1 protein-coding gene is annotated in these 14,866 nt (G+C 60.3%); it reads left to right on the forward strand.

The annotated features are described in order from the left end of the window. The first annotated feature begins 359 nt into the window (after positions 1 to 359). The gene (locus HX783_RS29825; RefSeq protein WP_218175388.1) at positions 360 to 14,864 is read left to right on the forward strand and encodes a filamentous hemagglutinin N-terminal domain-containing protein; all 14,505 of its coding nucleotides are present in this window, start codon (positions 360 to 362) and stop codon (positions 14,862 to 14,864) included. Positions 14,865 to 14,866: the final 2 nt, after the last annotated feature.

The raw sequence follows: 14,866 nt of genomic DNA on the forward strand, positions 1-14,866 counted from the left end.
TGATATATATGGAGATAGTTCAGCCTGCCCGAAAACCGTGTGTATTGGGTTCGATACAAAGCCGTACATTTAATTGACGCCATCAAAACGCCACCCTAAGATCGCCCAAAAACTAATGGCACAAAGCCATGTAGAGGGATCTGGAAATGTGGCGTTTTTTTTTTCGGGCCAGTCTGGGCCTGCTCTCCGCTTTTCTTTGCCTGAGCCCTGCCGGGCTCGCGCACGCGGCATCCCCGGCGATGCGCCTTGCACCTCCTTTGGAACGACCGGGCGCCCTTACGGAATGTGAAGCGCCGATCAAATTCCGCCTGGCTTTCTTTCTTTAAATTTTTGACCGCCCTTGGGCATCGAGACACGACATGGATGTTCGTCAGTTCGCCTTCCTCGCGCGCCAGCCTTCTGCTGCCGTAAAAAGCCGTTCCCACTTCCTGGGGCTGCCTAAACGTGGGTTAGCATTGATCCTGGCCAACGCCATGTTCTGGCAGCCATTGCTGGCCCAGGCGGATGGCATCGTGGTGAGCGCACCGGGCACGGGCCTGGCGCAAGCGGGCAATGGCGTGCCCATCGTCAACATCGCCGCGCCGAACGCCAACGGGCTGTCGCACAACCAATTCCATGACTACAACGTCGGTGCCAACGGCGTCATTCTCAATAACGCCACTGGGCGTACTCAGTCGACTCAGTTGGGCGGGATCATCGTCGGCAACCCGAATTTCCAGGGCACCGCCGCCAATATCATCCTCAATGAAGTCAACGGCGGCAGCCCCAGCCAACTGCGCGGCTACACCGAAGTGGCGGGGCAGTCGGCGCATGTGATCGTCGCCAACTCGTATGGCATCAGCTGTAACGGCTGCGGCTTTATCAACACCCCGCAAGCCACGCTCACCACCGGTAAAGCGGTGATCGAAAACGGCCAGATCAATCGCTACCAAGTCGACCGAGGCAACGTCGCCATTGAAGGCGCCGGCTTGAATGCCAGCAACGTCGACCAGTTCGAAATCATCACCCGCGCCACCACCATCAACGCGCAGATCCAGGCAAAAAAACTCACCATCGTCGCCGGTCGCAACGACGTCGACGCCCGCACCTTGAATGCCACAGCGCGTGCGGCGGATGGCAGCCAGGCGCCGGATCTGGCGATTGACTCGTCGGCACTCGGCGGCATGTATGTGGGCGCGGTGAAGCTGGTGGGCACCGAAGCCGGTGTGGGTGTGCGGCTGTCGGGTGACATGGTCGCCGGTGGCGATATCCAAATCGATGCCGCTGGCAATGTAGTCATGGGCCAAACCTCGGCCGGTACGGCCGTTAACGTCAAGGCGCAGAGTGTCGAGGCCAAAGGCGCGGTCTACGCCGGTACGGATTTGTCGATCAAAACCCAGGGCGCACTGACTAACCAACAAACCCTCGCCGCTAAAGACAGCATCACGCTGGACGCTGGTGGCCGGGTGACCAACAACGGCATTATCGAAGCGGGCGTCAACGCCGATAACAGCCGCAACACCCAAGGCGACGTGCGCCTGAATGCGCAGTCCCTCGACAACACCGGCAAGACCGTGATCGCCAGCCGCGACCTCAGCGTCAACACCGGCGAACTCGCCAATCAGGGCGGTACGCTGAGCGCCCAACGCGATGCGCAACTGACCGCCACTCAGATCGACAACCAGAACCAAGGCCGCATCCTCAGCGCCGGCAGCCTCGCCATCAACGCCGACCAACTGCTCAACAGCCAAGGCGGCCTCGTCACCAGCACCGGCAACCTCACGGCAGGCATCGGCCAACTGATCAACCGCAACGGCGAGCTGTCGAGCCAGGCGCAGGTCACGCTGCAACTGGCGGCGTTGGATAACGTTGCCGGTCTTGTGTCGGCGGGACAGTCGTTGAGCCTGAATGCCACGGGTTTAGTGAATAACCAGAGCGGCCGGATTGCCGCGCGTCAGGCGCTGCAGGTGGTTTCCGACAGCCTGGATAATCGCAGTGGCGAGCTTGTGGCTACCGATATCGGCTTGGTAACCGGCACGCTGGACAATGGCGGCGGCAGGCTGCAAGGCGACCGTACGCTGGCGATCTCCAGCGGCGCACTGAGCAACAGGGGCGGTACGTTGGCTGCCGGCATCCGGTTGGACGCCACCACAGCCAGTTTGGATAACACCGATGGCAAGCTGACCAGCGACGGCACGTTGACCGCGATTGTCGCCGGGCAGTTGCTCAACCAGACCGGCCTATTTGCCGCCAAGGGCGATGCACGCCTCACCCTCGGCAGCCTTGATAACCGCCAGGGCAATCTCGCCGCCAACACCCTCAACCTGCAAGTGAATGGCCCGCTCAACAACAGCCACGGCACCCTGCGCGGTGAAGCCCGGCTGGATTTGACGGCTGGCCAGGTCGATAACAGCACGGGCGGGCGCATCAGCGCCGGCACAACGCTGAATGCCAGCGTAGCAAGCCTTGATCAGCACGAGGATGGCCGGCTCTTTGGCCAAGGCGATGTCAGCCTCGACCTCAATGGCGGGCACCTCAACAACCGGGGCGGCCTGATCAATGCGCCGGGCCAATTGCTGTTGAGCAACCTCAACAGCGTCGATAACCAGGGCGGCGAAATCTCCAGCAGCCAAGCCTTTACCCTGGCCGCCGACACCCTGAACAACCGCAACGCCAAGCTGTTGAGTGAGCAGGCACTGACCCTGCGCATCGCCCAGGCGCTCGACAATACCCAAGGCCTGGTCTCGGCCAAAGCCCTGGATATGCATGCCGGCAGCCTGAACAACAATGGCGGCACACTCAGCGCCGGTGACGGCCTGCTTGCGCAAATCGACGCCGCGCTGGATAACCGCAACGGCAAAGTGTTGGCCCGCACCGCATCGGTCAACAGCGCGTCCTTGGACAATCGCCAAGGCCTGCTGCAAGGCGACGCCACGCTCAACCTCAACAGCCTGGGCCTGCTCGATAACCGCCAAGGCACGCTGTTCGCCGGCCAAACGTTTGACCTCACCGCCGGCAGCCTGGACAACAGCGGCGGCAAGCTGACCAGCGACGGCCGCCTGACTGCACTGATCAGCGCGCAATTGCTCAACCAAACCGGCCTGTTAAGTGCAGTGGGCCAGCTGCAAATCAGCGCCGCCAGCCTCGACAACAGCGCCAAGGGCAACCTCTACAGCCAGGCGGGCGTGAGCCTCGACCTGAACCACGGCCACCTGAATAACCAGGGCGGCTTGATCCACGCGCCGGGTGCGTTGCTGCTGAGCAACCTCAACAGCGTTGATAACAGCGGTGGGGAAATCTCCAGTGCCCAGGCGCTGGATTTCAGCGCTGCGAGCCTCGACAACCGCAGCGGCAAATTGCTCAGTGAGCAAGGGTTATTGGTGCGTATTGATCAGGTGTTGGAAAACACCAGGGGCTTGATCGCCGCCACAGGCCTCGACCTGCGGGCCAACAGCCTGGTCAACGCCGAAGGCGAGCTTAAAATTCGCGATGACGCGAAGGTGATGGTCACCACCGCGCTGGATAATCGCCAAGGCAAAATTGCTGGTGCGACTACCCGCGTGAACAGTGTGACCCTGGACAATAGCCAAGGCCTGCTCCAGGGCGACAGCCTGCTGACCGTTACCAATGCCGGGATTGCGATCAACCGGGGTGGTCGTTTTATCAGCGGCCAGCGGCTGAATGTGAACGTCGGCCAGTTCGACAATCAGGGCGGTGAAGTGTCCAGCGTCAGCGACTTGACCTTCATCGCCAGCCAGCTCGATAACAGCAACGGCGGTCGTTTGCTGGCCAATGGCGCGGTGCAACTGACCCTCGATAACCTGAACAACAAACAAGGCACCGTGCGCGGCGATGGCAACCTCACGCTGCAGGCCGCCACGCTGACCAACGACGGTGGCCGCATCAGCAGTGGCGCGGCGCAACTGTTGGCCCTCACGGGGGCCGTCAGCAACCGCAACGGCGAATTGCTCAGCGCGATGGCGCTGACCCTCAATAGCGCCAGCCTCGACAACCGTGGCGGCAAACTGATGGGCGACGGCGCCGTGCGCGTCACCACCGGCACCTTGAACAACCAGTACAGCGGGCGCCTCACCAGTGCTGAGCGCCTCGAGCTGACAGCGGGGCAGGTGGATAACGGTTTTGACGGCCATATCGCCAGCAACCAGGCGCTGACCGCCAATGTCACCGGGCTTGATCAGCGCAATGGCGGCGAGCTTTACAGCCTCACCGACCTGACGTTGGACATGCACCAGGGCCAGCTCAATAACGCTGGCGGCCTGATTCATGCGCCCGGTCAGCTGCTGCTTAACAACCTGTCGACGGTCGCCAACCAGAACGGCGAAATCTCCAGCGAAAACGCCTTCACGCTGGCTGCAACCAGCCTGGATAACAGCAATGGCCAGGTGCTCAGCGATCAGGCAGTGAGCCTCAAGATCGACCAGGCGCTGACCAACGTCAAAGGCCTGATTACGGCTGCCGCGCTCAACGTTGAAGCGGCTCGGTTGAATAACCTCAACGGCCAGGTCATGGGCGACAACAGCCTTGATCTGAGCACTTCAGGCGCAGTGCTCAACAGTGGCGGCACCTTGGGCAGCGGCCAGCGTGTGACGGTGACGGCGGCCAGCCTCGACAACAGCCAATCCGGCAGCCTGGTGAGCGATGGCAGTCTCGCGGTCAAGGTCGACGGCTTACTGGATAACCAAGCCAACGGCAGCCTGTTGTCCAAAGGCGTTATGGATATCCAGGCCGGTAGCGTGGACAACCGCGCAGGCCGCCTGTCCGGGCAGAACCTGCTGACCTTGCGCAGCGCCAGCCTGGATAACCGTGGTGGGGCCGTGCGTGCCAATCAGAACCTCGACCTGCAAGTCGGCCAGGTAGACAACCGCAACGGTGTGCTCAACAGCAAGCAGGCGCTGACAATCACCGGCCAAACCCTGACCAATCAGGGTGGCCTGGCCAGCGCTATCGGGCCGGTGCACTTGAGCCTGGACAGTATCGATAACACTAAGGGCAGGATTGCCAGCCAGGATGATCTTGACGCCAGCGTCGGCGTGTTGAACCAGCAGGGCGGCGAGCTGGTTGCCCAGGGCAACCTGACCCTTACCGCAGACACTGTCGACAACCGCGACAAAGGCCTGATCGCCGCGACAAAAGCGCTGAAACTCAAGGTTGGCAGTATCGACAACCGTGCAGGTGAAATCTCCAGCCAGCAGAATCTCGACCTGAGCGGCCAGCGTCTCGATAACACGGGCGGCAAGCTGCTGGCCGGGACTGCGCTGGAACTGGCGATGGCGCAGGTGATCAACCAGGCCAAAGGCTTGGTCTTTGCCCAGGACACCCACCTTATCGGCGCCAGCCTGGACAATACGGATGGTACCGTGGGTGCCCAGCGCTCGCTGGTGCTGCAACTGTCGGCGGGGCTGGACAACACGCGCGGCAAGCTCACCAGCGAAGGCCTGCTGGACCTGGCTGCCCAGCGTATCGATAACAGCGGTGGCAGCCTTTCCAGTGCCGGTCCGCTGGCCATCAACAGCGCCACGGATTTGATCAATACAGGCGGCACCGTCGAGAGCGCACAAAGCCTCAAGCTGGTCAGCGCCAGCCTCGATAACGCCAACGGCCTGATCAAAAGCCAGGGCGCCGCAACGTTCACTACCGGTGTGCTTAAAAACGCTGTCGACGGGCGTGTCACCAGTGGCGAGAGCCTTGATCTTACGGCCACCCAAGTCACCAACAGCGGGCATATCGGCAGCGTCGGTGTACTGAATGCCAACCTCACCGGGCTCACCCAACTGGGCGGCGCCGAGCTGTTGAGCACCACGCAACTGACCCTCGACTTGCACAACGGCGAACTGGTCAATGCCGGGTTGATCAACGCACCGATCCTGGTGCTGAACAACCTCGCCAGCCTCAACAACCAGCACGGTGAGATCTCCAGTCAGAACGCCTTCACCCTGGCGGCTAAAAACCTCGACAACAGCAACGGCAAGCTGATCAGCAACCAGGCACTGACCTTGCGCGTTGAACAGGTGCTGGCCAACGTCAAAGGCCAGGTCAGCGCCGCCAGCCTCAATTCGCGTAGCGCTCAACTGAACAACGCCGATGGCTTGCTCAGCGGTCGCGGTGGTGTGGACATCAGCGCGACTGAGTCGATGGATAACCAGCGCGGCAGTTTGATTGCCGACGGAGCCTTGCTGTTGACCAGCGCGGCACTGAATAACCGTGGCGGTGAGATTGCCGGCAAGGCCCACGTCACGGTTAACGCAGCCAGCGTGGATAACCAGAACGGCAAGCTGATCAGCACCGACGCCCTGGAGTTGAGCGCTGCCACGCTGGACAACCGCAACGGTCTGGTAGGCGCGACAAAAGCGCTGAAACTCGACGTGGGTAGCATCGACAACCGCGCCGGCGAGCTGACCGGCAACGCCGACGTGAGTATCACCGGCCAGCAGTTGAACAACAGCGACAAAGGCAGCGTGTTTGCCGGCGGCGCCTTGAGCCTGGCGGTTGAGCAACTCATCAACCGCACTCTCGGCGAATTGAACGGCCAGCGCCTGACCCTCACCGGCACCTCACTGGATAACAGTGGCGGCAAGCTGCTCAGCCAACAACCGCTGGTGCTGGAACTGGCGGGCGACCTGGACAACAGCCAAGGCGTGCTGAGCAGCGAAGACACGCTGAGCGTCAAAGCGCGCAGCCTCAACAACAGCAAGGGCAGCGTTTCCAGCGCCCAAGGCTTGAGCGTCGTCGTCACCGACAGCGTGAACAACCAGGACGGCACGTTGCTCACCGACGGCAATCTGCAAGTGCGCAGCGCGAGCGTCGACAACCAGCAGGGCACACTCAGCGGTAAAGGCGTGGTCTCCGTGACCACGGGTGCACTGAATAACCTGGGCGGGCGCCTTAACAGCGGCGACACCCTGGCGTTGACCACCGGGCAGTTGAACAACGGCGGCAGCATCGGCGGCGAGAAGGGCGTGATCGCCAGCGTTACCGGGCTGGACCAGCGAGGTGGCAAGCTGTTCAGCAACGCCGGCTTGAGCCTGGACCTGAACAACGGCGGCTTGAACAACGCAGGTGGTTTGATCAACGCCAAAGGCCCGTTGCTGCTCAATAACCTCACAACCGTCAACAACCAGAACGGCGAAATTTCCAGCGGCGAGGCGTTTACCCTGGCCGCGCAAACCCTGGATAACAGCAACGGCAAACTGCTCAGCAACCAAGGCCTGACGCTGCGTATCAACCAGGCCCTGACGAATCTCAAAGGCCTGATCGGCGCTGCCAGCCTGGAGGCTCGCGCGGCGAGCGTGGACAACCGTGGCGGCACCTTGACCAGCCGCAGCGGCCTGCAACTGACCAGCGACGGCCTGCTGAACAACGCTGACCAAGGCTTGATCAGCGCAACCCAAGCGTTGACGGTGCACAGCGCTGACCTGAATAACCAGAAAGGCAGCGTGCTCGGCGGCGCCGTCACGCTCAACGCGATGGCCCTGGACAACAGCGCCGGCGGCCTGATCAATAGCCAGAGCAGCTTGAACCTGACCGCCGCCAGCCTTAATACCGGCAGCGCGGGCGAAGTCTCGGCCAAAGGTGTGTTGAGCATCGGCGTGAACGGCCTGACGGTCGCGGGCGGGCGGATTGTCGGTGAGCAGGGCGTGGCCCTCGACCTCAACAACAGCGACCTGGATAACCGTAATGGCCTGATTCTCGCCAACGGCCCGCTGACCCTGAACAACCTGCGCGACCTCAACAATCAGGGCGGCGAAATTTCCAGCCAGCAAAGCTTTTCGCTGGCGGCGCGCAGCCTGGACAACAGCGCCGGCAAGCTGATCAGCAGCCAGGCGTTGACCCTCAACGCCGCGAGCCTGGTTAACAGCGCAAACGGCTTGATGTCCGGCTGGCAAGGCCTGAACGTCAACGGTGGCAGCCTCGACAACCGCGCCCACGGTACGTTGTCCAGCCGCAATGGCGCGATTGATGTGCGCCTGACCGGCGCGCTGCAAAACAACACCGACGGCGCGCTCGTCAGCCAGGGGCGGCTGGATATCCGTGCGGCCAGCCTGGATAACCGTGGCAAGGGCGTGATTTCCAGCGGTGGCGCGCAGAACCTGACAGTCAGCGGGGCGCTGGTGAACGGCGACGGCGGTTTGATCGACAGCGGTACCACGCTGGACCTGCAAGCGGCGACCCTGGCCAACCAGTCCAGCATCACCGCGCAACAGGCACTGACCTTCACCGGTACGGATCTGAGCAACAACGGCGGCACCCTGGCGAGTAACGGTCGCTTGACCCTGGACCTGCTCGGCAACCTCAACAACAGCGGCGGCAAACTCGCCAGCGCCGGGCCGTTGCTGTTGCAACGGGCCAACCAGGTCTACAACGACGCCGATGGCCAGATTGTCAGCCAAGGCCTTTTGACGCTGTTCACCGGCGGCCTGAATAACAGCGGGCGCGGCACCATCGCCGGCAAGGAACGCGTAGCAATCACCAGCACCGGCGCGGTGCAAAACCAAACCGACGGCTTGATCTACAGCCAGGACGCTGACGTGCAGTTGAGCGCGGCCAGCCTCAATAACGCCAATGGCTCGGTGCAAGGCCAGAGCGGCCTGGGCTTGAGTGTTAACGGCGACATCGACAACAGCGCCGGCAAACTCGTCGCGCAAACCGGTGACCTCAACGTCAAGGCCGGCAACCTGGACAACCGTGGCGGCACGCTCGCCAGCCTCAAGGGGTTGTTGGATGCGCAACTGGCAGGTGCTTTGAATAACCTGGGTGGCACCACCCAAGGCCAGCGCCTGAACCTGCTCGCCAGCAGCCTCAATAACCAAAGCGGCCGCGTGGCTGCGCAGACGGGCGACCTATGGGTCAACGCCAATAATTTCACCAACACCAACGGCGCCGTGTACGCCAAGGGCGTGTTGAAAGTAGGCGCTCAAAGCCTGGATAACACGGCCGGGCAGATGGCCGGTGGCGCGATTGACCTGAGTAGCAACGCTGCGCTGACCAATCGCAATGGCGTGATCGAGAGCGACAGCACGCTGAGCATCACGGCCAGCAGCCTCGATAACGGCGGCGGCAAACTGCGTGCACTGGGCCGTGACGGCAAGACGCAGTTCCAGATCGGCAGTGTGTTCGATAACCGCAGCGGCGTGGTGGAAACCGCCAATACCGACCTGACCCTGGCCGCCAACAGCTTCCAGAACAGCGACGGCCGTTTGCTGCACCTGGGCGACGGCAACTTCGATATTTCCCTGCCGAACGTCACCGGCGCCGGTGGCAGCATCGTCACCCGTGGCGGCTTGACCCTCAACGCCGACACCTGGAACAACAGCAGCGTGATCCAGGCCGGCCGGCTGAACGTTAACGTCAATAATTTTACCCAGTCAGAGACCGGGCAACTCTTGGCGTCGACGCGCCTGGAAGGCAAGGGCGGCAATTGGACCAACAACGGGCTGATCGCCAGCGACGGCAGCATGGCCTTGCAATTGACCGGCGCGTATCAGGGCAACGGCAAGGTCAGCAGCGTCGGCGCCTTGGACATGTCGGCGGCGCAATTGAGCCTCACTGAAGCGGCCAGCATCGCTGCCGGTGGTATCACCAACGTCACCGTTGGTGGGCAGTTGACCAACCGTGGACGGTTAACCTCCAACAGCGCGTTGAACATCAACGCGGTTGGCGTCAGCAACTTCGGCACTTTGGCCAGCGGACAAAACCTGCTGATCAATGCGCAAACCCTGACCAATGATCGCGTGCGCGTGGGTGCAGGTTCAGCGCTGATCAGCGGCGGCGACATGAAGCTGCAGGTGGGTACGCTGACCAATAGCTACAGCGATATTTACAGCCTCGGCGGGGTCGAGGTGGGTGGGTACAACGGCGCTGAGCGTGCGGCGCGGGTGGATAACCTGTCGGGGCGGATTGAGTCGACGGGGGATATGTCGCTGAAGGCGGCGGTTGTGAACAACAAGATGGAGAGTTTTAGTGTTAAGGCGACCAATGTGGTGTCTGCCTCGATTGGGGTGAGGTGCCTTGACTGCAGCTATGCGGGACAGAATGGCGTTTTCACGTCCCATCTGGTCTGGCAGCAAAACTTTAATGTCGAAGCCACGGGCGAGCAGGTGGCGGCCTCGCTCGTATCGGGCAAAAAGCTGAATGTGCAGGGTGATCAGTTTGAGAACTTTAACTCCAGTGTTTCTGCCGTCAGCGATATCAACATTGCCGTTAATGATTTTAAGAATACCGCCAGTGCACTGGGCGGTTATCAAAGTCTCAAATATATAACGATGCGTCCCAGCGTCGGCCTGTGGAGCCGGATATTCAATTACAACGCCACCAACGATCCGACCTATGACAGAAATATCCATTTCTGGAATGCGGCTGAACAAGAAACCATTGTCGGGCTTAAACAACCCACTGATCGCAACCAAACTATCGCGACCTATAAATTGAATTTTGGGCCAAAGGGCGGTTTTGGGGCTACTGTTCCTAAAGCTTACTTCATACCCGGTGTGACCGTGCAGGCACCGGCAGAAATCCTGAATGCCACTCCGTTTGCGGAAAAAATTATCGCCTCGCCTGGAAGTACTTTTATAGCTTCGACTATTCAAGCTGGCGGTAACGTTGCGATCAACGCCGCGAACAAAATCACCAACGGCGTCGAGCGCTCCTTCACCACAACCGCTGCCGGCGCGTCGCGCAATACCAATACCCAGGTTGCAGGAACGGGCAACACCACTGTCATCAACCTCAACCGTCAACTGCCTCCGGACCTGGCTCAGCAGCAGGTCAACCCCGTGACGTTACGCGGCTTCAGCTTGCCCAGCGGCCAAAACGGACTGTTTCGTCTGAGTCAGGATGGCGCCAGTGCCCAGCCTGCGGGCCAAGGGCATTCCGGCTCGCAAAGTTGGACGATGGGCGGGGCGGATATCGATTTGGCCCAACGTGAAAAACCACTGCCGGAAAGCCAGGGCCGAACCCTTCAGTTGGGCGGCGCGGCTCAGGTGGCGGCAGACACCCACCAGGTCGTGGTCGCCGCCCGTGAAGCCAACGGCATCAACGTCCAGGCCCGCACCGTCGATGCATCCGGTGTCGGTAATGCAGACACCGGCATCGTCTTGCCGGGCCGCACCGATAGCACACGCGTTGATGGCATTAGTGCTGGAAACTCAACGGGGGCGCCCGCCGTCATCGGTGGCGGACTGAACCCCGCGGACAGGGACCCGCGAAACCTGGTAACAGCGCCAGGGAATGTGCCAGGCCTGAACGTGCCAGGCGTGTCCAACGCTGACCGCGATACCCGCGTAGGCGCCAATCAGGTCGGTGGTTTGAACCTGCCTGGCCTGACCCCGCTGGCCTCCACCACGCCGGTTTCTTCAGGGGCAAGCGGCCAAACCCTCAACCGGGTGCAAGGCTTGCCGGGCAGCAAGGCGGTGTCGCAGCCGCACAAATACTTGATCGAAACCAACCCGGTACTCACTGACCTCAAGCAATTCATGAGCTCGGACTACCTGCTCGCAGGCCTGGGCTACAACCCGGATGAAAGCGCCAAGCGCTTGGGCGATGGCCTCTACGAACAACGGCTGATCCAGCAAGCGATTGTCGAGCGCACCGGGCAACGCTTTATCGACGGCCAGACCTCGGACGAGGCGGTGTTCCGTTACTTGATGGATAACGCCATCCGCAGCAAACAGACCCTCGACTTGTCGGTGGGTGTGGCGCTGACGGGGCAGCAAGTCGCTGCGCTGACCCACGACATCGTCTGGCTGGAAGAGCATGAGGTCAATGGTGAAAAAGTCCTGGTGCCGGTGGTGTACCTGGCCCAGGCCGACAACCGCCTGGCACCGAATGGCGCGCTGATCGCGGGCCAGGATGTGAGCTTGATCGCCGGTAAAAACCTGGAAAACGCCGGCACATTGCGCGCCAGCAACAACCTGTCGGCGGTGGCGGGCAACGACTTGGTCAACAGTGGTTTGATCGAAGCCGGCAAACGCGTGGACCTGCTGGCGGGCAATAACATCGTCAACAAAGCCGGCGGCATTATTGCCGGGCGCGATGTGTCGATGACGGCGGTCAATGGCGACGTGATCAACGAACGCAGCATTACCAGCGCGGGTTACAACGTTGACTACTCGAAAAAAACCAGCTTCTCGAAGAACACCGATTACATCGACAGCGCCGCCCGTATCGAGGCGGCCAACGACCTCAGCATCCGCGCCGGTCGCGACGTCACCAGCGCCGGCGGTGTGCTTCAGAGCGGTAATGACACCACCATCGTTGCAGGGCGCGACGTAAACCTGATTGCCGCGCAGCAGCACGACACCCTGAATGGCGGTAAGCGTAATCGCGCTGAAGAAATTACCCAAAACGGTTCCAGTGTCGAGGCCGGGCGTGACCTGAAAGTCAGCGCAGGGCGAGACTTCACCGCAATCGCCAGCGAAATCGACGCCAAGCGCGACATCGCGATGAGCGCAGGCGGCGATATGTACTTTGCCTCAGGCGCTGACGAGCAGCACTCCTACTCCAAGACCTCGAGCACCAAGCGCCAGGAGGATCACGTCAGCCAGGTCGCCACCACCGTGGCAGCCGGGCGTGATGTGACCTTGAGTGCGGGCAAAGACCTGGCGTTGATCGCCAGTCGTATCAGCGCAGGGGATGAAGCCTATCTGGTCGCAGGCAATAACCTTGGGCTGCTTTCTGCCGAAAACAGCGACTATTCGCTGTACGACATGAAGCGCGGAGGCGGCTTCGGTTCAGGCAAAACCCAGCGCGATGAAGTGACTAAAGTCAAAAACATCGGCAGCGAAATCAAGACCGGTGGTGATCTCACCATTCAGAGCCTGGGTGACCAGAAGTACCAGGTTGCCAAGTTGGAAAGTGGCGAAGACCTGACGATTGTCAGTGGTGGGGCGGTGACTTTCGAGGGGATGAAGGACCTTCATCAGGAAAGTCATGAGAAGAGCAAAAGCAGTTTTGCCTGGACCAGTGCGAAGGGGCAGGGCAATACCGATGAGACCCTCAGGCAAACCCAGATGGCCGCCAAGGGCGACATCATTATCAAGGCGGTTGACGGTCTGCATATCGACCTCAAGCAGGTCAATCAGCAGACCGTCAGCCAGGCTATTGATGCGATGGTGGCGGCTGATCCTCAGCTGGCGTGGCTGAAGGAAGCTGAGAAGCGCGGGGATGTTGATTGGAAGCTGATTAAAGAAACGCACGACTCATTTAAGTACAGCAACTCCAGCATTGGGCAGGGCGCGATGCTGGCGATCATTATCGTGGTGTCTGTATTGACGGCGGGTGCCGCGAGTGGAGCTATTGGGACTATGGCGGGGGCCGGTGCTCAGGCCGGGAGCGGTGCGGCACTGGCAGCAGGAGGCAGCAGTGCGATGATGAGTGCGGGCACTGCGGTGGGCCTTGCATCTGCGGGTTGGGCTAATGCTGCGTTATCGGTCGGACTGGCCTCATTAGCGAGCACGGGTACAGTCAGTCTCATCAACAACAAGGGTAATCTGGGCGCAGCCTTAGGTGACACTTTTAGCTCAGACAGCCTAAAAAACGCAGCGATAGGTGGCTTGACTGCGGGTGCACTGCGCTATGCCGATACGACTTTTCTCAAGCTTTCAACAGGTGCGGTTGATGGTGGATCTCGTATATTCACCACCGGTCCCGTGCAAAATCCTGGCTACTCCGAGCAGATGCTAACTTGGCAGAACGCGGGTGATACGGCGCTAAGGAGTGGGGCACACGCAGTAATCAGTAGCGGCATTTCCACTGCCATCAATGGCGGGAGTTTCGGTAAGAACCTCGGGAATGCTCTATTGAGTGAAGGGATGGATCTGGCTGCTGCCGCAGGAAACCGAGGTGTTGGGGACTTAGCCAAACAGTTGCAAGTCGATTCCGGAACGGCTTCGACCATGTTGCTCCACGCTACGTTAGGCGGTCTGATATCGGTGGCTAAGGGGCAGGACTTTATGAGTGGCGCAATCGCCGGTGGTGTGGCCGAGGGACTCACACCGATTGCGAACGCGCTGCTAGCCCAATATGCGAGCGATCAATTTGCTGCAGATGACTTGAGTGAGCAGGGCAGTCAGAAAAAAATTGCAACGGCTCAGATCATTGGACTCTTGTCAGCGTCCTTAGCAGGCGGAGATCCTGCCACTGGCAGCATGATTGGCGGGTATGGAGAGAAATATAATTTACAAATCCATGCATTGGAGATTTTTGCAGAGGCCTTTGCTCGCAATCATCAGGGATCCCCCAAGGGTGACCCGGAAAAATTCAACGGCGCTCTAGATCCGACCGCAGGATTTGATGATCCAAGTGGCCCCGGGAGTACGTCTTCCAATAATCCTTTTAGTCAGTCAGCATTGTGGGCCGCGGCAATCGCAGGCGGAGTTGCAGGTAGACTGGGCGCTTCACTTGGAGGGGCTTTTGCTGAGCTTTCTCCTATATTCGGCCCGCTACTGAGCGAAATTGGCGAGGGCGCAGCAGGGGGAATACGAGCAGGCGGGTCGGGTGCGACTGATGCAGGGCTCGGCGCGGGAAGAGCAACAGGGACAGTTGGAGAGCTTACCGAAGGGGGGGCATCTAGAGGGCTATCGCAAGGCGTAAAAATAGATGCCAACGAACTTAAGTTAACCAAGACAGTTGAAAACCATCTTACGGATATCAATAAAGCTGGAGACTTGGTAAGACCCTACGGTGACAATAGGATGCTGATGCAAGAAATTATCAATGCAAAGCCACCTACTCTAGACCCAAGAGGTGTTCCAGGTGCACTGAGATGGGATGTACCTGGCATAATGAATGGAAGCAAGGGCGCATATGAGTTGGTAATAGATCCCAACACGAAAACGGTTCTCCATTTCTTGTTTAAAAGTGGTGCTTGATC

Source organism: Pseudomonas sp. D2002 (assembly GCF_013385735.1).
GTDB lineage: Bacteria > Pseudomonadota > Gammaproteobacteria > Pseudomonadales > Pseudomonadaceae > Aquipseudomonas.

Excerpts from the sequence above, each read along its gene's own strand:
- HX783_RS29825 (WP_218175388.1), top strand. The coding sequence starts at position 360 with ATGGATGTTCGTCAGTTCGCCTTCCTCGCGCGCCAGCCTTCTGCTGCC.